Source organism: Paenibacillus sp. (assembly GCF_048976745.1).
Taxonomy (GTDB): domain Bacteria; phylum Bacillota; class Bacilli; order Paenibacillales; family Paenibacillaceae; genus Paenibacillus.
The window spans coordinates 1,374,593-1,399,453 of record NZ_JBHGUU010000006.1 but is presented as its reverse complement, the minus strand read 5'-3'; the positions used below and the strand labels follow the sequence as shown (position 1 = coordinate 1,399,453).

26 protein-coding genes are annotated in these 24,861 nt (G+C 44.0%); 21 read left to right on the top strand and 5 right to left on the bottom strand.

Annotated elements, in window-relative coordinates; translation table 11 throughout:
- The first annotated feature begins 48 nt into the window (after positions 1–48).
- A complete protein-coding gene (locus tag ACE3K2_RS12770; protein WP_421890397.1) occupies positions 49–975 on the top strand; it encodes a tyrosine-type recombinase/integrase in 927 nt (308 codons plus the stop codon).
- A 278-nt stretch (positions 976–1,253) separates the two neighbouring features.
- Here the strand turns inward: ACE3K2_RS12770 and ACE3K2_RS12765 are convergent, their stop codons facing one another.
- Positions 1,254–2,183, bottom strand: coding sequence for an L-lactate dehydrogenase (locus ACE3K2_RS12765; RefSeq protein WP_091029459.1), 930 nt, complete (start codon positions 2,181–2,183; stop codon positions 1,254–1,256).
- A 335-nt stretch (positions 2,184–2,518) separates the two neighbouring features.
- Here ACE3K2_RS12765 and ACE3K2_RS12760 point away from each other — a divergent pair, with 335 nt between their 5' ends.
- From ACE3K2_RS12760 to ACE3K2_RS12665, 20 genes are all read left to right on the top strand, one after another.
- Entirely contained in the window at positions 2,519–3,796 is a 1,278-nt protein-coding gene (locus tag ACE3K2_RS12760) for a YCF48-related protein (RefSeq protein ID WP_421890394.1), read from the top strand.
- Between the two features lie 145 nt (positions 3,797–3,941).
- Positions 3,942–4,151 (top strand): hypothetical protein, encoded by a 210-nt coding sequence (locus tag ACE3K2_RS12755; protein ID WP_421890391.1) that lies wholly within the window; start codon positions 3,942–3,944, stop codon positions 4,149–4,151.
- 217 nt (positions 4,152–4,368) lie between these two features.
- Positions 4,369–5,148 carry a phosphotransferase gene (locus ACE3K2_RS12750; protein WP_421890388.1) on the top strand — a complete coding sequence of 260 codons (780 nt, stop codon included), beginning with the start codon at positions 4,369–4,371 and terminating at the stop codon, positions 5,146–5,148.
- Between the two features lie 60 nt (positions 5,149–5,208).
- Positions 5,209–5,634 carry an NUDIX hydrolase gene (locus ACE3K2_RS12745; RefSeq protein WP_421890385.1) on the top strand — a complete coding sequence of 142 codons (426 nt, stop codon included), beginning with the start codon at positions 5,209–5,211 and terminating at the stop codon, positions 5,632–5,634.
- Between the two features lie 131 nt (positions 5,635–5,765).
- Complete coding sequence (locus ACE3K2_RS12740) at positions 5,766–6,512, top strand: class I SAM-dependent methyltransferase (protein WP_421890382.1); 747 nt, start codon at positions 5,766–5,768, stop codon at positions 6,510–6,512.
- A 28-nt stretch (positions 6,513–6,540) separates the two neighbouring features.
- Entirely contained in the window at positions 6,541–7,083 is a 543-nt protein-coding gene (locus tag ACE3K2_RS12735) for a GNAT family N-acetyltransferase (protein ID WP_421890379.1), read from the top strand.
- Positions 7,084–7,118: 35 nt separating this feature from the next.
- Positions 7,119–7,613, top strand: coding sequence for an AAA family ATPase (locus ACE3K2_RS12730; protein WP_421890376.1), 495 nt, complete (start codon positions 7,119–7,121; stop codon positions 7,611–7,613).
- A gap of 18 nt (positions 7,614–7,631) precedes the next feature.
- Positions 7,632–8,108 carry a GNAT family N-acetyltransferase gene (locus tag ACE3K2_RS12725; protein ID WP_421890373.1) on the top strand — a complete coding sequence of 159 codons (477 nt, stop codon included), beginning with the start codon at positions 7,632–7,634 and terminating at the stop codon, positions 8,106–8,108.
- A gap of 41 nt (positions 8,109–8,149) precedes the next feature.
- Positions 8,150–8,743, top strand: coding sequence for a C39 family peptidase (locus tag ACE3K2_RS12720; RefSeq protein ID WP_421890371.1), 594 nt, complete (start codon positions 8,150–8,152; stop codon positions 8,741–8,743).
- A gap of 318 nt (positions 8,744–9,061) precedes the next feature.
- Entirely contained in the window at positions 9,062–10,147 is a 1,086-nt protein-coding gene (locus tag ACE3K2_RS12715; RefSeq protein WP_421890368.1) for a collagen-like protein, read from the top strand.
- A 353-nt stretch (positions 10,148–10,500) separates the two neighbouring features.
- Complete coding sequence (locus ACE3K2_RS12710) at positions 10,501–10,893, top strand: DUF2500 domain-containing protein (protein WP_017688132.1); 393 nt, start codon at positions 10,501–10,503, stop codon at positions 10,891–10,893.
- A gap of 146 nt (positions 10,894–11,039) precedes the next feature.
- Positions 11,040–11,789, top strand: coding sequence for an SDR family NAD(P)-dependent oxidoreductase (locus ACE3K2_RS12705; protein ID WP_421890364.1), 750 nt, complete (start codon positions 11,040–11,042; stop codon positions 11,787–11,789).
- A gap of 204 nt (positions 11,790–11,993) precedes the next feature.
- A complete protein-coding gene (locus tag ACE3K2_RS12700) occupies positions 11,994–13,679 on the top strand; it encodes a hypothetical protein (RefSeq protein ID WP_421890361.1) in 1,686 nt (561 codons plus the stop codon).
- Positions 13,680–13,839: 160 nt separating this feature from the next.
- Positions 13,840–14,262 carry a cell wall hydrolase gene (locus ACE3K2_RS12695; RefSeq protein ID WP_128102137.1) on the top strand — a complete coding sequence of 141 codons (423 nt, stop codon included), beginning with the start codon at positions 13,840–13,842 and terminating at the stop codon, positions 14,260–14,262.
- A gap of 99 nt (positions 14,263–14,361) precedes the next feature.
- On the top strand, positions 14,362–14,823 hold the full coding sequence (gene gerQ / locus ACE3K2_RS12690; protein WP_421891211.1) for a spore coat protein GerQ: 462 nt from the start codon (positions 14,362–14,364) through the stop codon (positions 14,821–14,823).
- Between the two features lie 226 nt (positions 14,824–15,049).
- Positions 15,050–16,630, top strand: a complete 1,581-nt coding sequence (locus tag ACE3K2_RS12685) for a sigma-70 family RNA polymerase sigma factor (RefSeq protein WP_421890357.1) — start codon at positions 15,050–15,052, stop codon at positions 16,628–16,630.
- 195 nt (positions 16,631–16,825) lie between these two features.
- Complete coding sequence (locus tag ACE3K2_RS12680; protein WP_421890354.1) at positions 16,826–17,248, top strand: MerR family transcriptional regulator; 423 nt, start codon at positions 16,826–16,828, stop codon at positions 17,246–17,248.
- Positions 17,238–17,762 carry a hypothetical protein gene (locus ACE3K2_RS12675; protein ID WP_421890350.1) on the top strand — a complete coding sequence of 175 codons (525 nt, stop codon included), beginning with the start codon at positions 17,238–17,240 and terminating at the stop codon, positions 17,760–17,762. Before ACE3K2_RS12680 ends, ACE3K2_RS12675 begins: the two co-directional genes overlap by 11 nt.
- A 625-nt stretch (positions 17,763–18,387) precedes the next feature.
- Positions 18,388–19,704, top strand: coding sequence for a hemolysin family protein (locus tag ACE3K2_RS12670; RefSeq protein ID WP_421890347.1), 1,317 nt, complete (start codon positions 18,388–18,390; stop codon positions 19,702–19,704).
- Positions 19,705–19,992: 288 nt separating this feature from the next.
- Positions 19,993–20,505, top strand: a complete 513-nt coding sequence (locus ACE3K2_RS12665; RefSeq protein WP_421890344.1) for a hypothetical protein — start codon at positions 19,993–19,995, stop codon at positions 20,503–20,505.
- A 2-nt stretch (positions 20,506–20,507) separates the two neighbouring features.
- On the opposite strand, the gene ACE3K2_RS12660 is transcribed toward ACE3K2_RS12665, so the two are convergent.
- From ACE3K2_RS12660 to ACE3K2_RS12645, 4 genes are all read right to left on the bottom strand, one after another.
- Entirely contained in the window at positions 20,508–21,461 is a 954-nt protein-coding gene (locus ACE3K2_RS12660) for a hypothetical protein (RefSeq protein WP_421890342.1), read from the bottom strand.
- Positions 21,439–22,029, bottom strand: a complete 591-nt coding sequence (locus ACE3K2_RS12655) for a sigma-70 family RNA polymerase sigma factor (protein WP_338587152.1) — start codon at positions 22,027–22,029, stop codon at positions 21,439–21,441. The genes ACE3K2_RS12660 and ACE3K2_RS12655 overlap by 23 nt, the downstream gene beginning before the upstream one ends.
- 247 nt (positions 22,030–22,276) lie before the next feature.
- Positions 22,277–23,509 carry an aminopeptidase gene (locus ACE3K2_RS12650; RefSeq protein ID WP_421890339.1) on the bottom strand — a complete coding sequence of 411 codons (1,233 nt, stop codon included), beginning with the start codon at positions 23,507–23,509 and terminating at the stop codon, positions 22,277–22,279.
- 92 nt (positions 23,510–23,601) lie between these two features.
- Entirely contained in the window at positions 23,602–24,834 is a 1,233-nt protein-coding gene (locus ACE3K2_RS12645) for an aminopeptidase (protein WP_421890336.1), read from the bottom strand.
- Positions 24,835–24,861: the final 27 nt, after the last annotated feature.

The window sequence follows — 24,861 nt, the reverse complement described above, 5'->3', positions numbered from 1 at the left end:
CTCTGGTCAGCTTAGTCAATTTTAACCGAATCGAGGTGAGGAAGACAGATGATGACTGAGGAGATCCAGGAGCAATATGCGGACGAGCTAGAAGCTTTTCACATATGGATGAAGGACGCCGGATATACAGGCCATACGGTAAAATCATACACGGGTGACGTGGTGGAATTTCTGGTCTCCATTCAAGGGAAGTCACTGGAGCAGGTCAAAAAGCTGCATGTGCTGTCTTTTCTATCCCGCGCTCGGGAGCGTGGGGTTAGTGATGCCACGAGAAATCGCAAACATGCGGCGGTGAACTGTTTTTACAAGTCCCTCATTGAACTCGAATTGTTAACGAATAACCCGGCTTTTGGGATCAAAAAATCCAAAACCGAGAAAAACCGTGCGCCCGTTTTCCTTGATGAAAGTGGGCTGACACGTTTTCTCGAATCGGTAGATGGGAAGTATCGCACACGTAATCTTGCTGTTTTTCTATTGATGGGATATATGGGATTAAGGGTTGGAGAAGTGCATGCTTTGGATTGTAAAGACTATAATGCGGAGCGGCGTACATTGGATGTATTTGGTAAAGGTCGTAAATGGCGCTCGCTTCCTGTACCGGAGACTGTGGCAAACGTATTATCTCAAGCGATGGCTGAGCGTCTGGAACCTTGGCGACCAAAAGAGGAAGCACTGTTTGTCTCGCAAAAAGGAAAGAGACTGTCGATTCGCAGCATCCAGCTGATCTCCACGGAAACCTTTGAACGCTTCCAGCAGGAATCACCAGCCAATCAACGTCAAAACTACTCCAGTCATAAGCTGCGTCACTCCTTCGCGACCATGATGTTACGGCGTGGAGCCGACTTGCGTACGGTGCAGGAACTGCTTGGTCACGCGTCCATTCAAACGACAACCGTCTACACTCACGTAACCAGCCGGGAGAAAGAAGAGGCTATGGCTCTGCTGGACGTTAAACTCCCCATATATCAAAACTAAGAAAGCCAATATGTAATCCAAAATAAGAGTCTGTCCAAGTGACAGGCTTTTTTTGTGTTCATTTAGACGGTGAAAATTATAACATAATTAATATTATGTAAACTATATTAAAAAATTAGTATCTGAAGTAGTCATTCTTATCATTGAAATCAAAGCAAAGAACCATTTGAATCTTCTCTCCGGAAGAAACAAATGGCCCTTTGGGCTATAACGTGTATTTTAATTCATAACGTTTAACGTGCTGAATCGTTCACGATATGAATGATTACGTGGCCGGATTACTCCAGTCCAGCGATTTGTTCTTTTAATTTGTTAGCAGATGCCTGGAAAGCGACTTTCTCAGTTTCATTCAACGGAAGAGGTAGAATCTCGCGCACACCATTGCGATCTACAACGCACGGAACGCCCAGATAAACATCCGATACGCCATTGTAATCTTCAAGCAATGTGGATACGTTCAGAACGGAGCCTTCGTTGCCGAGAATTGCAGCTACAATGCGGTCCAGAGCGAGGGCGATTGCATAGGAAGTTGCCCCTTTGGCATTAATAATCTCATAAGCTGCATTTTTGGTGCGATCGAAGATATCCTGTTGTGTTTCTTCATCCAATTCCAGATCTGTTCCTGCAACGTTAGCCAGGCTCCATACCGGTACTTCGGAATCACCATGCTCACCAATAATGTGGGCGTGAATACTACGTGGGTCGATCCCTTTATTTTTACCAATCAGGTAACGGAAACGTGCGCTATCAAGCAATGTACCTGAACCGATGACACGGGAAGCAGGCCATCCGCTTTGTTTCCAGGATGTATAGGACAAAATATCTACAGGATTTGTTGCGATCAACAAAATACCATGGGAATTCACTTCAGTAATACGCTCAATAATATCCTTGAAAATGCTTGCATTTTTCTTCAGCAGATCAATCCGGGTTTCGCCCGGCTTCTGGGAGGCACCTGCTGTAATTATAATGATATCTGCATCTTTGCAGTCGGAATAATCGCCAGCCCATACTTTCACGCCTCCGGTAAACGGAAGACCGTGGTTCATATCCAGCATTTCGCCGGTTGCCTTATCATGATTCACATCCACAAATACCAACTCGGACGAACGCTGTCTCAACATTAGCGTGTATCCCGTTGTTGTTCCCACCGCACCCATGCCTACAATCACGACACGACTTGGTTTCAATGCTGCACTATTTGTCATGTTCATATCCTCTCCTTTTGGGTTATACTCCCATCCATATTAAGGGATTACAGAATATAAAGCGAGTGTTGTCTATAAAATAGTTCACATTTCATGTCTTTTTACCAATTATTCCGTCGAGATACAGTTTAGGGTGAATTGAATGGTAATAAATGCGCGACACATAGCCCAGAATTTCAACTAAAAAAAGGAAGCGGACCGGCCAGGAGCGGGCAATGAGCCTTTTAGACACGGTTTGTGGTAGAATAGGAGCAGTGGATTCTGATGAATCGTAAATAAAATGCCATAGGACAGGCATGCGCGCCTGTATATTGGATGAGAGAGGTGGAACCCACTTGCGTTCGCAATGGATCAAAATCGCGCAGACAGCATTGCTGTCTATAGGTATAGCAGCTTTACTCGCTGCATGCACCGACACAGATCAACCTCCGGAAGCAGAACCTCCGCAGCAGCAGGAGGACGCCGGGAATACAGGGCAGACATTAACTGTCGTTCCCCCTGTTAACAGTACAGAATCTGCAGATATGGCCAAGTACCAAATACAGACCCGTTTGACCGATTTTCAGTTGCTCAATGACAACGGGGGATTGGCGTGGGGTGTGACGCGGAATGCGCTGCGCCTGTACTACACTCAGGATCAGGGAAAGACCTGGACCAATATATCACCTTCGGAAAATGTACAATTTCCGGCTAACCCTAAATATGGACAAAGCATTTATTTTGTAGATCGTACACATGGTTGGATTGTTCGTGAAGGCATGGGTGGTACAGATACCATGGTGCTTCGCACCAACAATGGGGGCGTAACCTGGAGTCTGTCTTCTCTGTCCAAGACGGATAAAGTGACTGCGATCTCATTTGTATCTCCTGAAAAAGGCTGGATTCTTACCACGGTAGATACCGCTATTGGTAAGCAGGACAAGAAACTGTATTTCACTGAGGACGGGGGAATTACCTGGAACCGGATGTCATCCAGTGATGAGGACGGTAAACCGGAAGCAGAAGAGATTTCCAGACGTGGATATACCACAGGTATGACTTTCTCAGATCCGAAGCATGGTTTCCTGACAGCGATTGAGTTCGGTACACCGAAGTTGTATGTGACCTCAGACGGCGGAGAGAACTGGGATGCAGGACCATCTTTCTTTAATCGAAATCAATTCAACGGGTGTGGTAATTTCAGTATAAGTCCACCACAATTTTTTGGACGTGAAGCACAATCTGCCTGGATGTCCATGTCCTGTGCTCAAGGCGAGAGCACGACATTTAATGGATTTTTCACCACAGATGGCGGAAAGAGCTGGAAGGTGTCTAATTTCACGTTGAATAAACAAACGGGTGCGAATCGTAACCTTTCACCGGTATTTCTGAACGCATTAGAAGGTTGGGCGATGCAAAAGGGCATAACTTACCACACCAAGGATGCGGGCAAGACTTGGAGCGCTCTTCCTGCAAGCAGTATACTGGAGAAGATTTTCGAAGACTATCCTGAGATTGTGAAGATTCAGATGGTTACCTCCAAGCTGGGTTGGATATTGGTTGAAAATACGGATGCGAAAAGATCGTTGTTACTGCAAACAGTGGACGGCGGTGTACATTGGAAAGTTCTTTAAATGTAGCGTATTTTAGATGTGAATAGATAAGGAAAGTGAGGAGCCAGAGGGTTCCTTTTCTTTTTTGTTTAGTTTGTGAAATAAATCACAAATATATTAGTTAAAAGGTGATATATTTAACTCAACAAGAGAAGGAGTGATGAAGATGAGAACCAACGGTCAGACTCAATTCACGCAGGCGGACGATTTAACCAGATATATGCTTCAATTATGCTACACATGTGACGATGCGAATCGTTGTACGACAGAGGAAGCGGTGAAGGCTTGCATGGCAGAACACGTACAGGCAGACCAGCCCGAACCTGCTGAAGGTGGAGATGTAACTCGCGGGTTTATGAACATGATGTACGCTTAGGCTTATGATTCACGGATCATTCACTGAGAACGCTCCTGCGGGAGGGTTCTTTTTGATTTGGAGAGAAATGTATGCGTTTTTAAATGTACTACGCAAATATTGCAGTATGGGTTATTATAGAAATAATTAAGGTAAATCACTCAAAATGTGGAATTGTTTATTGGCTTTATCTGAAAGAGAAAGGGCATCAGAGAGTAGAAAGGATGAAACCATGAACATGAATATTCAGGATCTCCCAAATGAAATAAAAGAACATATAGGGAAAGTTCAGAAAGTCACTTTTCCTAAGCAAGGTCATACTTCGACTGTGGCTATTCTGGATACGTTCGACCAAAAGTACATCATCAAGAAGACAGAAAACGATCTATATAATGAATGGTTATCCGATGAATATCAGGTGCTTCAATCCCTTTACGATACGGGACTCCCTGTTCCTAAGGCATATTTATTTCATACTGAGGAAACATCGAGATGGCTTCTGATGGATTATATTGACGGAATAAGTTTAAGAGAATTTCTCTCTACGATGCCTGACCTTCAAATTAAAGAAAACGCGATTTTCAACTTTGGGCTTTGTTTAAAAAAAATACATGAATGCTCTTGTCCTGTTGAATTATTGAACAATAACAGTCCCTGGTTAGATACAATGCTTAGCAAAGCAGAATATAATCTAACTCATTTTGCGGTAGATGGCTCAGCAGAACAACTTCAACAGTTGAAAGAAGCAAGACCAGAACCAATAGATCACACTTTCATTCATGGAGATTTTACTATAGATAATGTGCTAGTTAATGATGGTAATATTGTTGGCGTTATTGACTGGGCAGGGGCGGCATATGGCGATCCAAGATATGATGTAGCATTAGCCATTAGACCGAAGCAGAATGCGTTTGATAATGAGAGAGATAGAGAAATATTTTATAACGGGTATGGAAAGTTCAGAATAACGGATGAAGAGTACAATTATTTTGAAGACGGGATATATAACTTCTTTTAGCCTGACTATTAATTATGTTCTTCAGATACATATCCAATCTCTTGAGAAGGAGTCGAATAAATGAGCCCTCCAAAACATATCTTATCTGCCGCTGCAATCGTAATAAACGAAAAAAATGAATTATTACTTATTAGAGGACCACGAAGAGGATGGGAAATGCCAGGTGGTCAAGTGGAAGAAGGAGAATCTCTAAGTCAAGCTGCGATCCGAGAAACGAAAGAGGAATCTGGAATCGACATTGACATCATCAAATTCTGTGGAATATTTCAAAATATCGAAAATTCAATATGTAACACATTATTTCTAGCCAAACCAATAGGAGGAAAATTAACGACATCATCGGAGAGTTTAGAGTCTGGTTTCTTTCCAATGGAAGAAGCGATTTTAAAAGTCGAATGGAAAAACTTCAGAGAAAGAATAGAGTATTGCTTAAACCCTGAGATGCAACCTTTTTGTGTTGAGTTCAGTGATAAGAATAATATTTAAAGTTTCTTGAAAGGAAGTTCATTCTATGAAACGAGTCGATGTTGTTTACACACTATTAACCAATCCATCCAGATCTAAAGTGCTTGCGGTAAGAAATGTAGGCCGTTCAAGCAGGTCAAGGAGGCTATCAGATGAACAAGCACAGTGTTTATGAAAAAAACAGCTTTTATTGGGATACAAAAGGGAATGACTTCTTGAGAGCAATCGTGCTTCCACATTATGGATCATTTATCTCAGAAGATAAACACCAACTTTTTGGTGATGTCTCAGGATTAAAGATGTTAGAGGTGGGCTGTGGAAATGGTCAATCCTTGCAGTATCATGGAGACCGCAAAGCTGGTGAGCTATGGGGTATGGATATATCCCAGAAACAGATAGAAAAGACACAACAACACATGAAGACATACGGAATTCCTGCAACATTGATATGTTCACCGATGGAAGAGGAATGTGGGATTCCTACGAATTATTTTGACGCTGTGTATTCGATTTATGCCATAGGTTGGACAACCGATCTTGAAGGTACTTTCAGCCGAATCGCTTCTTATTTGAAGAAAGATGGCATTTTTATTTTCAGCTGGTCTCATCCAATTCATAGATGTGTCGTTGAAGAAAACGATAAATTTGTTTTTAATAAGTCATATTCTGATGAATCGTGGTATACGGTATCTCCTGATTTTGTTCAGGGTGAATTAACTTTAGCTGATCGTCAAATATCAACCTATATCAATGCGTTGGCGAAAGCGGGATTTGTCATTGAACAAATGATCGAGGAATCCGATGAAGATATTATGCAATTACATGATCATAGCGATAGTTTCCTTAAACGAGCGAAGATGTTACCTGTAACCTTTGTGATTAAAGCAAAAAAACGGTGAATAAATGAAATGTATCGGAGAGTGGACTATGTTTAAATATCAAATGGATACTGCTACCTATGTATCGCTATTGGCAATGAAAGATGCACCTCAATTATATAATTTGATCGATCGAAACAGGGATCATTTAGGAGCGTGGTTGAAGTTCCCCAGTATGACATTAACAGAAGATAATTCAAGAACTTTCATCAAGAGAACACGTATACGCTATGCGCAAGATGATGGTTATTGGTTAGGAATCTGGTGTGGAGACGAGCTTGCTGGTTCTATTGGATACTTATACATTGATCAAGAAAACAAGAAGACTGAAATAGGATATTGGCTAGGTCAGGAATATGAGGGTAGGGGACTTATTACAAAATCGATTAAAGTGTTAATTAATTTCGCATTTGATGAACTTGAATTAAATAAAGTTGAAATTGGCGTAGCAACAGACAATTATAAAAGCCGCGCGATTCCTGAAAAATTAGGCTTTCAACGTGAAGGTGAATTAAGAGATTACGAATATATTAACGGCGCATATTTAAACAGGATTATTTATGGCTTGAAAGCAGATCAATGGAGAACGTAATAAATCAAATTTTATTTTAACTAAAGGAGCTTGTTATGAGAAGATTACCGCTTTTTGTAGTGACAGGCGCAAGTGGAACAGGAAAAACAACGATCTCCTCGCTTGTTCGCAAGCAGCTTCCCGAATTTGACGTCTTTGATATGGATATCATCGATAACGTGGATTGGCAGATTGCCAAAGAGAATTGGTTGAGGATTGCGTATAACATATCGCTAAGTGGACGAGGGACTGTTTTATGTGGAACGATGGTGCCGGAAAATATTGCATTGTCCGATTACATAGATCGATTTGATCGAATTCTATATATGAATTTGCATTGTGACGATGTTACTCGCGAGACGCGTTTAAGAGCCCGTGGGTGGGACGAGAACTCGATCGAAGATCACAAGAATTTTGCAAATTGGCTACTCCAAAATTCGAAAATTGCATTTGACCCGCCAATGCAAACAATTGATACGACAGAGCTTACAGCAGTGGAAGTAGCTGAACAAATTAAAAAATGGGTTTTAAAGAACTGGTGCAAGGAATGAACACCAGATAGAGATGAGTTGTATGCCTTAATTGATGAGAATAGAAAGTACTTGAGAGCGTGGTTACTCTGGGTTGATAAACGACAATCGCCCAGCGATTTAGATTTTGTAATAGATGTATGGACACATAATTATGAAGAGAGGAACGGCTTTGATTCCGGAATATGGTTCAATGGACAATTGGTCGGGATGTTAGGGTTGCATTATATTGATTGGAACAATAGAGCAACGAGCATTGGATATTTTTTAGCTGAGTCAGCACAGGGCAAAGGAATCATTACCCAATCAATAGAACAATTACTTAAATATCTCTTTAACGAGTTGAAGTTAAATCGTGTGATCATACAATATGCAGAAAACAATTTTAAAAGCAGAGCTATACCAGAGAAAATTGGATTTACAAATGAGGGTATATCGCGAGAAGCTCAATGGGTTTATGATCATTACGAGAATATAGTGACTTATAGTCTGTTATCTGGTGAATGGGATACTTAATCGGAAGAGCATATTGTCTGCTAAGCGAAGGAGGGCACGGATTGTTTCTCAATGTATTACTTTGGTTGATTATCCTATGGGTGATCTCTATCTATTTCAGTTTTCCCAAGAAAGATCGCATGAACACCGTCAATGTGCCAAGTACATATGTAATTCAATCTGCCAATCAAATGGATATTCAAAAGAATTATGAATGCGCTGCATTTTCCAGTGCGTTTGTTTTGAGACATTTCGGTTTGGAGGCCAATGGAACAAAGCTCTATGAAACCTACCCTCGCAAATTACTGGATGGAACCGTCTATCCCAAAGCAGTCGTTGTTTTTTTCAGGAAGCAGGGATATCAGGCAATGTACTTACGTGGAAATGTAAATACGTTGAAGAAGCAGATCAGCGAAGGGGTACCTGTTATTTTGTTTATTAAAGTAGATCCCAAACAACGTTATTTGCATTTTGTTCCCGTCGTTGGTTATGATGAGACGCATTTTTACTTGGCAGAATCGTTAGATCACAAGATGAATTGTGATGAAGAATATTACAATCGAAAAATCAGCATAAGTGAACTCAACACGTTATGGAGGTCATGGATGCCCTTTTGTCAAAACTCATATATCGTCGTACATCCGGCGAAGATTTAAGATGGTCCTCTTTCAAGGGACAGGCTATATTAGCTTTGAACGAACTAATCGGTATTATTCGAAACGTCTGCGTGGTTAAATCATGAAACTCATGCCCAAATGGCATGAGTTTTTTGGTGAGCCGATCTCCTCACATAAACTAGTTCGTTTTAATCGATGGTTATGAACAAAATAGATCAAACGTATAGGCAGTTGCTACTGACTTTATTGTTTTACCTGATAATTATCGGAGTTTTTCAATTAAATTGGTTGTTCGTCCACGCATCTATTCATCTATAAACGTACGTTAAACTATGTCTATAGGGAGGTGTCCACACTGTGAGTCATTCAGAAGTGAAGAAGCGTATAAAGAGAAAAAAGGCAACATTACATCCATGTAAAGTTAAAAGAAAAGACCGCCGATTGAAAGTGGTTAAAAAGTTCGTTCAAGTAAAATGTCCGCCTCCAGAAGTAAATATATCTACTCCTACTGTTGTTGGTCCAACGGGACCACAAGGTATACAAGGCGTACAGGGTATCCAAGGTAAACAAGGGGTTCAAGGGCCACCAGGAGCTCAAGGACCAGCAGGGGGGCCACCTGGACCACAAGGACCTCAGGGACAGCCTGGTCCTGCTGGAGCGGTAGGTGCTCAAGGTCCGGTCGGACCTGCTGGACCTATGGGAGCACAGGGGATTCCGGGAGAAGCAGGGGCTGTAGGGCCACAAGGACCTCAGGGTAATCCCGGACCTGCCGGAGCGATTGGACCTCAAGGTTTTCCTGGACCCGCTGGAGCTGTTGGGCCAACGGGTGCGACAGGAGCAGCAGGCCCAGCCGGTGCAGCAGGAGCGGTAGGCCCCGCTGGAGCAGTAGGTCCGGCAGGCCCAGCCGGTGCAACAGGAGCGGCAGGTACTGCTGGAGCAGTAGGCCCGACAGGTGCGACAGGAGTAGCTGGTCCTGCTGGAGCCACGGGAGCTACAGGTGCAACAGGAACAGCTGGAGGCGTACTGGGATTCGCTGACTTTTTCGCACTGATGCCACCTGATAATGCTGCAACGGTTGCTCCTGGTACAGACGTAAGCTTTCCTCAGGATGGACCGACAAGTGGAACAACGATTGCTCGGACGGGGCCTAGTTCATTCAATCTGGCAGCCATTGGTACGTATCAGATTTTGTTCCAAGTGAGCATTAATGAAGCCGGTCAATTAATCTTAACTCTCAATGGGGCAGATTTGGCTCCTACTGTAGTTGGGCGAGCTACGGGAACGTCTCAGATTGTGGGTATGGCTTTGGTGCAGACAACCGTGATTAATTCTATTCTGACCGTACGGAACCCGGCTGGTAATGCTACAGCATTAACAATCACGCCACTTGCGGGCGGAACAAGACCTGTATCGGCACATCTTGTAATCACACAATTAGCATGAGTACGTTAACAGCCTAGGCTCATTGTCCGTTGCTTTATTTAATATGCATCCACAATGGTAACATTGGTTTGCTTGAACTGAGATAGCAGTGTCTTACTCAAGGCTGTTATCTCAGTTGGAGCTGATGTTGTACATAGTTTGGTTATATATGATGACCAGAAATAATATCGGCAATGTTTCGGTAGAGGACAAGAGTTATTCAATGAAGCGTGCCCTATTCATTCACTCATTCTTTTGATTTTATTGCTCAAATATTTAATCAGATTAACAAGTTCCGTGTCTGTCCGCATATACATTACAGGAGACGGGTCAAGACTCCGGCTGTCCTAAGTTGTATGAACGGAGGGAGAGACATGGGCATTGAATCATCCTGGATGTTTGATTTGTTTGGAACCGTCTTTCCGGTTGTATTTGTTCTGATTATAGGTATAGTCCTTCTGTCGATGGGAAAAGAGGTATGGAGGTGGGGACGCAACAACTCGGAGCCGCTGTTGACTGTACCTTCACGAATCACCAGCAGACGGATGAAGATGAGTCAGTCGCAATCTGAACCAGGCAGTACAGCACGAACGTTATACTACGTCACCTTTGAAGTAGAGAGTGGAGATCGACTCGAATTCAAAGTTAATGGCGAAGAGTATGGTTTGTGCGCTGAGGGGGATGAAGGACGACTCTCATTCAAAGGAACGCGTTATGTGGGCTTCGAGCGATATAATCGCGTATATTCCGAACGCCTACGTGGTTAAACCGAGCAGCTTGCGCCAAGATGGCGTGAGCTTTTTTTGATTATTTACTGGACAAGCGTTTCTTAACGGCCCTGACGTGTATTTATATAAGAGAGGTATAATGAAATTATGATCAAGGGATCATTACCATAGAGGAGGCAATGAATATGTCATTTACAGATCAGGTTGTGGTTGTAACTGGTGCCGCTCAGGGAATCGGACGGAGTGTGGCTGAGGCTTATGCGGTCGCCGGGGCCAAAGTTGTACTTGCTGACTACAAGGAAGCGGAGGGTGCGGCAGCAGCAGCTTCCATTCGTAATGAAGGCGGAGAAGCCATCTTTGTCCAATGTGATGTTCGGAGCGAGCAGGACATTACGAACCTTTTTCGTACAACCGTAGATGAATTCAAGCAAATTGATGTTTTGGTGAATAATGCAGGACTCACCAAATGGAAATCACCCTATGAGCTAACGCTGGAAGAATGGGACGATGTACTCAATACCAATGTGAGAAGTTGCTTTTTGGCGAGTCGGGAAGCAGCCAAACATATGAAAAGCAATGAACACGGGGGTGCCATTATCAACATGGCTTCTACCCGTGCGCTGATGTCTGAGCCTGATACGGAAGCTTATGCCGCATCCAAAGGAGCGATTGTAGCTCTGACGCATGCGCTGGCGGTCTCACTGGGCAAGGACCAAATTCGGGTCAATTGTATCAGTCCGGGATGGATTGAGACAGGTGACGTGGAGAAATTGAAAAAGGAGGATCATGAACAGCATCCATCCGGCCGTGTGGGTGTTCCTTCGGATATCTCCCGTGCTTGTTTATATTTATCTGATCCAAGCAATACCTTTGTCACAGGGACCAACCTTGTTATTGATGGAGGTATGACCCGAAAAATGATATATGAGGACTAGAACCGGGATCGAACCGGACTAGCCCCACGCTGGCACAACTTAAGAGTAATAAGCCCAAGTTAAGCACTTGGGCTTATTTGTTTTTAATAACTCGGTTGCTATAATAAATGTGATTTTACAACAGTAGAGGAATGGAGGGAGTATATGTTCGGGAAACAATCCCGGAAGGTATTTTGGCTGTTACTGCTGATCGGAGGGATGATAATGATAGGGAATGAGTCACCTGCTGAAGCTGACGGCGCAGATATACGGGCTGCCTGGGTATGGCAGGCACAGTCTGTTAGCAACGGAGATGAGCTGTTGGCCAATGCAGCTAAACATAAGATAAACAGACTGTACGTGAATGTAGACATGAAGCTGCCCAAGGAGATATACCAGACGTTTATAGCCAAAGCCAGTGGTGCGGGTATTGCGGTTGAAGCGCTGGGAGGCGACTCATCCTGGGCAATCCGTGGCCGTGAAGGTCCCATGCTCAGATTAGCCTCGTGGGTAAGTGATTACAATCAATCTGCTGAGCCAAACGAGCAGTTTGATGCCATACATCTGGATATCAAGCCCTATGTGTTACCAGCCTGGAAAGAAGATGCCAAGCCATTGGTACAATCCTGGGTAGCCAATATGAATCTGTTATTTGAGCAAGTGAGACAGGATGGCGCAATTGCCGTGAATATGGATCTGCCATTTTGGCTGGATTCGTACACCGTTACAGGGAATAGAGTTTCTGAGGATGCAGATAACGAACCATTGTCACGTTGGATCATTGAACAAGTGGATCATGTCACTTTACTGGCTTACCGTGATAACGCGCAAGGGAACAATGGAATCATCCGTCTAATTGAACAGGAAATGAACTGGGCCGATGCCAGCCATGTGAGCGTCACGGTTGGGTTGAACACCAAACCCATGCCCGGGGAGGAATTCACGACTTTTGCCGGTAAAGGTGCAGCGCAGCTGGAAAGTGTTATAGAAGAAGTTGCCGCTGCATTTAGCAGCCATACTTCCTACGCTGGTTCTGCTGTACATGACATCGTGTACTGGGGACAATTGGAGCCGTCAGAACTGCCCTCACCGGAGATTCCAGCCAAACAGCCCGAGATTCGGGGGACGTATATCTGGGAGGCCTCTCAGGTGACGAATGATGGGGGAGAGCACATACTAGAGTTTGCGAGAGCGCAAAATATTAACTGGTTGTATGTTCGGTTAGATCTGGATCAACCCTATTCCAGTTACCGCAGTTTTGTGAAACGGGCAAAAGCGCAGGGCATTGAGATTCATGCGATGGGTGGACACCCGATTTGGGGCAAAAAGGAGAATCGTCCACGCATTAAGCGCTTGATTGATTATGTGAAAAACTACAATGCTGAATCCGAGCCGGATGAACGATTTGAAGGCATCCATCTGGATATTGAACCTTACACATTGCCGGAGTGGGAGAATAGTCGGGATACCCTGTTGACCGAATGGGCTGCCAACATTACATTTTTCCAGGAGGAAACGAAGAAGGACAGTGATCTCGAAACAAGTGCAGACCTTGCTGTATGGCTGGATAGCTTCGCATTGCCAGGCAAAGATATCTCTGTGACGGAGTTCATGATTGATACACTTGATCATGTGTCACTGATGGCTTTCCGTAACAGTGCAGAAGGTTCCAATGGGATCGCTGCTGTTGTGAGTCAGGAGATGGAGATTGCAGATCGTCTGGGCAAAAGGTTGATGATTTCGGTCGAAATGAAACAGAACTATGAAGGTCCTCATATTTCTTTTTATGAGAAAGGGGCAGCGGAGATGGAACTTCAGCTTGCCAAGCTTCCGGATTTGTTGGCCGAACATCAGGCTTACCAAGGCAACATTGTTCATGCCTACGATTATTGGATTGAAGCCAAGCCTTAAACAGGCGAGTATTATAAGAAACGAATTGCTTTGGGACTTCACCTTGGGTGAGGTTCCGGGCTTTTTTTTATGGAAAAAAGATGGAATCGTGTCACCGAATGGGCTCCTGCACAATACGATGTACGGTGATGAACAGCTGAAACAAGGGAGGAAACAGACTATGGCTGTTATTAAAGCCAACTCAGAGGACGTCAAGCTGCTGGCTAGGCTGCTGAGGGCGGAGGCTGAAGGTGACGGCGAACAAGGTATGTTGCTTGTAGGCAATGTAGGTGTGAATCGGGTACTGGTAGATTGTCTGGATTTTCGGGATATTCGTGACATCAACCGCATGGTATTCCAGAACCCCGGAGGCTTCGAGTCAACACAGAAGGGTTATTTCTACCAACGGGCGAGGCAATCCGAGATTCGTCTGGCACAACGTGTAATTAATGGAGAGCGCATCTGGCCAGCGAGCAATGCGTTATGGTTTTTCCGACCTGTGGGCGACTGTCCACCAACGTGGTATGACCAGCAAAATACAGGACGTTTCAAAGCACATTGTTTCTTCAGTCCGACAGGCGATGACTGTCCGGAAGTATATTAAATTTGGGGAGGAATCACCATGATTAATCAGCCTTATCAACCAACGACTCAAACACTGGGTCAACAAGCGAATTCCGTATTGGGTCAGCAAGCAAATTCCGTGTTGGGTCAACAAGCCAATTCTCAGATTCAAGGTACGTCTTACAAAATCGGTAACGGAATGCCTGACATGTCACCAACACCAGGAATGGTATCCCCAAGCTCGACCAGCGTACCCCCACTCGTATCCAGTGGAAGCCCGATGACACCAACGGGTGCAGTGATTACAACAACGGCTCCACAGTTTGAGCAATCGTACATTGAGAATATTTTGCGACTGAACCTGGGGAAATTCGGTACGTTCTACATGACATACGAAGGTAATAAAGAATGGAATGCTCGCATATTCCAAGGTATTATTGAAGCAGCGGGCCGTGACCATATCATTATCAGCGACCCGAAGACAGGAAGACGGATCATGCTGTTGATGGTCAACTTTGACTATGCTACATTTGATGAGCCGTTGTTGTATCAATATCCTGGCGTGGTAGGCAACTACCCACAAGCTCCAAGCAGATTTTAATTGGTACTTCACAACGATTTCAATGGATAGTTGACATGTCTAACACATACTGAATTCAGGCTGTCCCGAATGTGGAGGTTATCTGCAGACGGGACAGCTTTTTACATAAGCTTTTATGCGAAATCGTTACAAATATGATCGAATCAGACGTAACCTTTTGATAAAAACATGGCACTTATCTATGAATAGAACAAGCAACATGCCTATATGAAGGGAGTCCATAGCATTGAAGTCTTGGATTGAAGAAGCGATGAAAGGGGAACCAGAAGCATACACACAACTGATGTCGCAATATCGCGGGATGGCTCTTGCTGTTGCCTACAATCGTTTGGGAGACACATTTTGGGCTGAAGATGTCGTACAGGAGGCATTTACTGAGGCTTTTGGCAATCTGTCCAAGCTGGAGGACTCGGAGGCTTTTCCGGGGTGGTTCAAGGTGATCGTGGAGAGACAGTGTTATCGCTGGTTACGACGCAAACAGCACACCATGATTCCGGTTCAGGAGTTAGAACATGTTTTTCCTGAAGAGGATCAGGCGCATAATCCGGAAAAACAAGCGGTGCAAAACGAAATGCATCGCACGCTGCGTGAATCTATTGCAATACTGCCATCATCGATGCGGATCGTTGTTGAACTGTTTTATTTGGAAGGATACTCGCTCAAGGAAATATCAGATTTCCTCGGGGTCAAGGTACCTGCATTAAAGAAAAGACTGTTCGATGCCCGATCCAAACTTAAGCGCTCTATACCAGTAAGGGATCTGGTTTCTGTGTTCAGTGACTTGTATGAAGGGGGAAAAGGATTGTTACACATTATGAATGGGGATCACGCTGCCAATCGTTTAAAAGAGAGTGGAATCGAGGGAGATGTCCTCGTATGGAGAGAATTGTACACGTTCGGACCGGTAGTCCAAGATATGGAAAATGCGAAGGAGCGGGAAAATCGGGCATCCGTATTAGAACTTCAGTTGGGCATTCCACAGACGGAATACTTGCAGATTGAGGAGCTTGAACGCAAGTTGCATTCATTTCAACAATATAAGGAGATTGTCCTATGGTTTGAATACGACCTCTATGATCAGACGATGTTATCGTACCTGTTACATTATTTCAAAGGACAAGCACTCCAGAATACGAAATTGAATCTGCTCTGTATTGACTCGTATCCAGAGATCGAGCACTTTAGAGGACTGGGACAGCTTACCTCCACACAGATTGAACGGCTGTCCGGCACCTGGCATGTGATTAACACGGACGAGCTAAAAGCCGGTGCTCAGTTCTGGGAAGCCTATACGTCAACGGATATCCGGGATCATTTGGATTACTTGCAGGCAGATACTTCTTCGCTACCCTTTGCAAAAGCTGCCTTTAAGGCACATTTGTCTCGTTTGCCATCGGTATCGAACGGATTAGGGCTCATTGAGCAGACAACACTGGAGGCCATTAGAGCAGGTGTGGAGCGTCCATATCCATTATTTCGCGAGGTAGGGGACAAGCTGCATATTCTCGGGATGGGTGATCTTGAATACTGGGCACATCTGAAGCGAATGACAGAAGGACCTCATGCTCTACTTCAACTGACTGGAGCAAAAACGTTCCCGAATTTCATGCAGCATGATGAAACATTCCGAGACGGAGTCCTGTCCCTAACGGAACTCGGAATTCAGGTGTTGAATGGAGAGATCGATTGGGCGCTGCTGAAGCAGGATGAATTCTGGATCGGTGGATTGCATAACGCAAGCGGGAAACATGCCGGATGGCGCTGGAATCCTGATTCTGAGACCGTAGTAGAGATTGAATCGACATAATATAGGAGAGTATCCAGCCATGCGGGAGCATGAGCTAGGATGCTCTCTTTGGTTTAGTTAAGAATTAGTTGTGGTTTTCAAAATAATTTTTCCCTTTCTTTAATAGTTGTTTGACTTGATGCATACCTATACAGTAAACTGTACATATTACAGTTTACTGTATAGGTCGAAGCTAAAGTCTAAAGGAGTGAGTTTATGAATCAGTACACTGCAAAGCGTATCTCAGAAATTCTTCAAGAAGATGATATTAAGATGAATCTGAGGACAGTTCGGTACTATACACAAATAGGCATGGTTCCTCCGTTAGAGTTGGTAGGAAATAAAAGAGTATATACCGATAAACACATTCATTATTTTCGAGCAATTATAACTTTAGCAAGAACTGGTGAGAACTTAGCATCCATCCAAGAAAAATTGAAGCTTCTTGCTGTAGAGGAAGTGGAAAAAATCGGCCAATTGATGAGTTTATATAGTCCAGATCGTGTCTTGGAAAACGAAACCCTAACAATAACAGATGATGTTTCAATTACATTAAGTCCTCGAGTTTCTGCCGAATTAAAACAGAAGGTCATTGATTCTGTTTCACAGGTTTTAAGGGGGGAACTTAATGATGCTTAATCTACGGCTAGCTAAAAAAAAGATGGAAAAAGAAGAAGGAATGAACCATTTATGGATTGAGCTCACCCATACCAATAATTTAACTGAAAATGCAATATTACGTATCCACCTCCCAAATGGTCTTTATCGAGGATTAAATTTGAATGGGAATTTTGAAACAGAAACAGGTGAAATAAAATTAGTGTCACGAGACAAAGACGTATTTATTGAGTTTTATACACAGTCGAGAATAGATTGTGATGAGGCATTGATTAATGTGGAATTATGTTATCAAAGTAGTCATCTAAATTGGAAAGGAATAAATCAGGGCATAACAGTTCGCTTTGTAGACGAAGAAGATGTAGAAGATGAGCATATTGATTATCAAGTCATTGAACGAGTGATGAAACTCGAAAATAATTCGTCTAACAAGGCTGGATCAGATAAGGAATTATTAGTTATCAGACCAAGAACGTATCTAACAAGGGACAGTGAATATGCTTATCTTGAAAAGAACTATCGAATAAACTACTAGTGGAGGGGAGCGCTAACGTGTATTTTGCGAATGCGTAAACTTCTTGATAATGTGATTTGTAAAGCACAATAACAATGGGCAGGTGATTAGAATTGGACCGAGAGGCAATTGAATATTCCGTAGAATTCCAAGATTCTTATGGGATCATATACACTCGAGAATTGAGAGCTGAAAGTATAGCTGAAGCCAAAATGATCATTCAAAATAACTATCCTGATGTTGTAGTTCGAGCAGTCACACGTATTACAGAACATGAAAAGGAATAATTATCTGATGATCGGAAAGTTAATCATTTATCTACACACATTGCAGCGGATTCAACTAGTGGAAAAATAGACATAAAGGCGTATTATAGTAAAAGCTATTTTCAAAAAAACAGCGTAATCGTTACTTTTGTTAAAGAAAAAAGGCGTTTGTGCCATTTCGTTGTCATAGGACACGGATTGACTGTGTAGTGTAGAATTATATAATAAAAGAAGCATATCTTTTTTATTCGACAGAACAAGGTGGAGGTGGAAGCATTGGGAAGTTGAAATTGCATTTGAGCGGCAGAATGGCTAATATCCTACATTTTCGAAGGAGGTGGACCTATTTGCCGAAGAATGACGGCGAATAGGATGAAAATTTGAGTGACCCCTTACCGAGTATTTTAAATTTAGTATTAATCGGTTTACTTGTATTAATGAATGGTTTCTTTGTGTCGGCGGAATTCGCGATGGTGAAAGTTCGTGGAAGTCGGATTGAGGCTTTGGTGGAAACAGGCAACAAAAATGCAATATACGCTTCCAATATCATACGCAATATGGACGCATATCTGTCAGCTTGCCAATTAGGAATAACGCTGGCTTCACTGGGACTTGGATGGTTGGGTGAACCCGCAATTGCACACTTGTTAGAGCCCCTGTTTACCACATTTGGACTGGGACCCGTCTATGTTCATGGTATCTCGATTGCCATTGCATTTGTAATTATTACGATCCTGCACATTGTACTGGGGGAACTTGCTCCCAAGACGATGGCGATTCGAAAGTCTGAAACGATCACGCTGTGGTCTGCAGCCTTGCTAACGTTCTTCTACAAGGTAATGTATCCATTCATATGGGCACTGAACGGTATGGCTAATGGCTTGTTGAGACTGTTCCGAATGGCACCCGCTTCAGAGATGGACGATGCGCATAGTGAAGATGAATTACGTATTCTCATGAAAGAAAGCAATAAGAGCGGTTTAATTGATAACACTGAATTAGCACTTGTTGATAATATATTTGATTTTACGGATACAACCGCCCGTGAAATTATGATTCCGCGGACGGAAATGATCTGTCTGAATGCCAATCAGTCCATGCTGGAGAATCTGGAGATTGCCAGTGAGAGTATGCGAACAAGGTATCCGGTATATAACGGAGACAAGGATCATATTATCGGCTTTATTCACATTAAGGATCTGATGCGATCCCAACTTACGGATACCATCTCCGTGATCCGGCCTATCCTGGCTGTGCCCGATACCACCCTGATCAGTGATTTGCTCAAGCGAATGCAGCGCAGCAAGACACAGATTGCGATTTTGATTGATGAATACGGGGGGACTTCCGGGCTTGTCACACTTGAAGATATCATGGAAGAGATCGTAGGTGAGATTCAGGATGAATTCGACCAGGAACGTCCTGCCATTGAGCAAGTGGATGAGATGGAATACTCCATTGATGGATTGATGCTGATTGAAGAAGTCAGTGAACGATTCGGACTCGAGATGGACCGTGCTGATTACGATACCATTGGAGGCTGGTTATACTCCAGAGTAGATGCCATTCCACCTGAGGTCGGTCAATCGGTTGAGTATGGAGGGTATGTATTTGTCATTCAAGAGACAGAGCATAAGCGGATTTCCCGAGTAAATGTGATTAAGCTGGAACTGTTGGTTGAAGAGGAAGGCGCGTAGCCAGATCGAAATTGTAACCAATGAAGCTGTATGGTGACGTAATGGTCATCGTACAGCTTTTTTGCATGCTCATGATTTTGTAGGTGATTGAATGACAATATCGGGATTATCCACTACATACGGGATGGAATCGTTTAAAGTTTCACAATGTTAGAAATGTATAAAAAAGACAAAAGACACTTCCGACAGAAACATCGGAGCGTCTAAAATTTTTTTGAAACCTGACACCTGATCCGTCCGTTTATATCCTTACACCAAATGAAGTATAGAAGCGGAGGATGGATCAATATGCGGAAAACAAAAACAAAAAGTGCAGCAGCAATACTAAAAATTACTTTTGTTGCCTTGATAATGGTGCCAACGCTACTGGCTATATCTACATCTGAACCAGCCGTTGCAAGCCCAATGATCAACGTGTCCTCGGGTGCTCTTACAGCTCCGCCACCGCCGGAACCATCCATCGATTCGCTCGCTAACACCCGCGAACGTGGACATATCTATCAGGCGGTGGGTGCAGTTATCCCTGGAGGGGGCTTGTCGGCTATCGTCAATACCAAAACCATGACATATACAGCAATGAAGACACTTTCCGTAGATTATCGACTTGAGCGCTGGACAGGAACAGCATGGGTAACTTTCAAAGCCAGTTCCAACAATGAAACGAATACAAACTTACTCAATGCCTCATCGGATTGGACCGTTATGCCAGGATACTATTATCGCGTTACCAGTATCCATACAGCATATGATGGGAGTACCACGGAAACAAGCAAACATGTCTCTGGCACCGTATTATTCTGATCTTATCGACGGGTACTGCCGGGAAACTTCTGCTCTTGAAAATCGTTGGCAATAGCAGTCATTTCTTCTTCCGAAAGGGTGCCAAACAGACTCATATTGTTGGAACCCATCATCCACTGAAAGGAGTTATAGGGTGGGCCGATATACATCAGTGCTTCTGTGCCGTCAGCCAGCTTTACGGTGCTCATATCACGAAGCATGGCCCCTTCAATTTTCTCCCCAGGCATGACATAGACATAATCAAACTGGATAATCTCATCCTCTATGCTCTTGCCTTCACTGGTATATTGAACTCTCATTTGGTTGGACTCATAATAATCGTCTGGATTCACAGGGTTTTCAGTATCGAGTACGAGTTCAAATTTGACCTTGTTGAATCGCTCGGGAATGGCCTTGGATAACAGAAAGTCACCCATGAACCCGTCGCGTGCAATCTCTTCCGTAACAAGTACTGGACGAAACTGATGGCTCGATAACTCATACGTAGGTGTATTAAGAGCTTCTTCTTCTTGTGCTTTAAGAATGTCGTCTAAGCTGGTTTCCGGTGGTGGAGGCGTTTTGGCTGTTGACGGATCAGCCCCCAGATGGGTCGTGCGATCCTCGATGATAATGGATTTCATGCCATTGCCCCAATCCTTGATGGATTGCACAAATGGGGATACCGCTTGCGTACCGGATGGCAGGCTGAAAATAACGGCCCCGATGGTCACGGATGCAGCGACTACGACAGACAGCCGTAAAGTACGTATTCTTTTTTTACGTAAACCGATTCTGTTAATTTCCCGTTGTACCTTCTGCCAGGATTGCTGCATGGATTCGGTATGGGAGGCGGAAGGGGCAGAGACGGCCTGATGGAAAGCCTCATCAAAAGCCAGATCAAACGCAGCGTCGAAATATTCATCTTCCAGCTCTGAATTGAATGGCTCCACATGTTTATCGGACTTGCCTTTGCTCAATGCTTCCACCCCATTCCTTATGTAATTTCTTCTTGATACTGCCGCGGGCTCTGAACAAACGTTGCTTCACAATGTCTTCGGAGGTATCCAGCAGTTCGGCCATCTCTCGGTAGGAGAGACCTTTTTTCCACCGTAACTCCACCAGTACACGATATTCCGGTTTGAGCTGTCTGAGATAATATTCAATAGACTCTTCCATCATCTGCGTTTCTACCATGCTTTCCACGGAAGCAGCTGTCTGATTCATCGTCTCCATATCTATAAAAACACTATCCGTATCCACTTGGTTACGGTTATTTTTATTTTTTCTCAGATAATTAATAGCTGTATTCCGCGTGACGACCTTGAGCCAAGCTTTCAGTTTGACCTCGTCTTCGAAAATGGGTTTATTTTTAATGATTTTGATAAAAGCTTCCTGAATGATATCTTCTGCTGCAGCACGCTCCTTGATAATATAAACGATAAGACCATGTACCATATTATAATATTCATAATACACTTCTTCTTGAAGTGCAGAGCCTAAATTATGGAAATCTGAGGCGAGTAATAACTGAAGCCGATTGGCCATGATGTTCTCCTTTCTGGTGAACAATCCACAAACATTGGTATCATTACATTTTACAACATAATATGGAAACGATACAATGGGAGGTTGGTCCGAGAAAAACCAGATGAAGAGAGCATGTGCAGCCTCCGGACAGTTTGCTGAAAATTAATAAAAAGGCTTTCTTGCAACCATGAACCCATGGTTGCAAGAAAGCCTTGATGAGTGTTTGGTGAAAATATATTACGGGGAAGAACTCAACCGTTATTCGTTAGAATGCCCAGTCTCCCTTAAGGAAGATGGCTTCACGTTCACCGTTTGCCGTAATACCGTAGATGTCCGTCTCAGGAGAGCCCATCATGAAGTCCACATGGGTGATGCTGCTGTTCATGCCACGGGCTGCAAGCTCTTCAGGAGACATCGTTTTGCCACCTTCGATATTAAATGCATAGGAACTGCCAATCGCAAGATGGCACGACGCATTCTCATCATACAATGTAGTGTAATACAGGATACCACTCTCAGAGATCGGTGAATGGAAGGGAACCAAGGCGACTTCGCCGAGGTAATGAGATCCTTCATCCATGGAAATGAGTCTTTCCAGCGTATCCTGACCTTCTTCAGCATGAAAATCAATGATCCGTCCGTTCTCGAATGTGAGTGAAAAACGATCAATGATACTGCCGCCATAACTGAGTGGTTTGGTGCTGGACACCTTGCCATTAACGCCATGCTTGGCTGGAGCGGTGAAAACTTCTTCAGTTGGGATATTGGCAACAAAAGGGATACCTTGCTCATTTACGCTACCCGCCTGCGCCCAGATATGTCCTTCTGGAAGCTCGACTGTAAGATCTGTCCCCGGGGAGAGGAAATGTAATGCTTGATACTTTTTGTTATTCAATGCAACAGCCTTGGTCTCCAGTCGTTCAATATGCTGTTCCCAGGCTGCTACAGGGTCCTCCAGATCGGCTCTCACCGCAGCAAAAATGGCTTCCCACAGCTGGTTAACCTGCTCCGTTGCCGGGAGATCCGGGAATACTTTGGCTGCCCAATCGGGGGAAGGACAAGCCACACCCGTCCAGCTCATTTTATCCGCCTGTTGATACTGACGGTACTTGGCCATCGCCTGACCCAATGTACGCTGATGAGTCGAGATCCGCTCAGGGTCAATACCTTTCATCAGGTCAGGGCTGGATGACAATACGGTCAGGAAGGCTGCATTATTGGCTGCCAGTTCTTCAAGCTCCGCTGCATGCCATTTCGGCGGCTCTTGAAAGGAGTCCTCAGGGGCCATCTCAAACCGCAAGCGATTAACGGTTTCATCTCCGTATTTTACAATAACCTGCTTGGCACCAGCCTCGTATCCTTTGCGCACCAGCAAGCGCACAAATTCAGCGGTATCAATCATCGCACTAATGACAAACACTTGTCCTGGCTGCACGTTAGCACCTACTCTTACAGCAAGTTCAGCGTAACGATCCAGTTTTTGTTCAAAACTTAACATATGCGTTCCCTCCTCCAGTTGTTGAATTTTTGACCTGTTGACGCAGGAAAAGAGAGGAGTAATCTCCTCTCTCCTAATCACATCAAACGGAATTAAAATGCCCAGTTTCCTTGCAGGAAGATCGGCTCTTCCGTGCCTTCGGAGGTTACACCGTGGATGTTCATTTCTCCAGATCCAATCATGAAATCTACATGAGTGAGACTGGAGTTCATACCACGTTCAATCAACTCTTCTTTGGACATCGTTTTACCACCTTCCAGACAGAAGGCATAAGCATTACCAATTGCCAAATGGTTGGAGGCATTTTCATCAAACAACGTATTGTAGAACAAAATATTTGTATCCGAAATCGGTGACTGATGTGGAACAAGAGCTACTTCACCCAGATAGTGTGCACCTTCATCCATTTCGATCAGGTTTTTGAGAGCGTCCAGTCCTTGCTCAGCGGTATAATCTACAATTCGACCGTTCTCAAATGTCAGGGAGAATCCGTCAATCAGGTTGCCGCCGTAGCTCAGTGGTTTCGTGCTGCGAACTGTGCCGTTAACACCCGTTTTCAGCGGAGCCGTGAATACTTCTTCGGTAGGCATATTGGCAATAAAGACATGTCCTTGCTCATTCACACTTCCACCGGATACCCAGATATGGCCTTCGGGAAGTTCAATCGTCAGGTCTGTGCCTGGAGCTGTATAGTGAAGTTTCTTGTATTTCTTGTTGTTCAGCAGATCAGCGCGTGAATCGAGATTTTGCAAATGGGTTTTCCATTCGGCAACAGCATCCTGTTCACCGATCCGCACTGTTTTGAAAATAACATCCCAAAGGCGGTCCACTTGTTGTGCTTCCGGGAGATCCGGAAACACTTTGGCTGCCCATTCCGGCGAAGAAACGGCCACGATAGACCAGCTGAATTTGTCAGCCATCTGATAAGAACGATATTTTTCGAGTGCTTTGCCGCGCACTTTTTGGCTAGTAATGATGCGATCCTGAGCTACGCCGTTCAGCAGATCCGGATTTTCAGCGATGACGTGCAGAATAGCGGCACCTTCTTCAACGAGCTCAGTCATTTCAGCTGCAAACCATTTCGGTTCAATGGAGAAGGCTTCATCAGGTGCAAGATCGTAATGAAGACGTGTAACGGTTTCATCACTCCAGTTTACTTTGACTAATTTGGCACCTTTGCCGTAAGCAGCTTTGACAATCAGTCGTACAAAATGTGCTGCCGAGATTGGCGCGTTAACCACAAGTGTCTGTCCAGGATGGATATTAACACCGACTTGTACAGCCAGCTCAGCATATTGCTGCAGATTCGTTTCAAAAGTATTCATGCTATTTTTTCCTCCAATGTGATAATA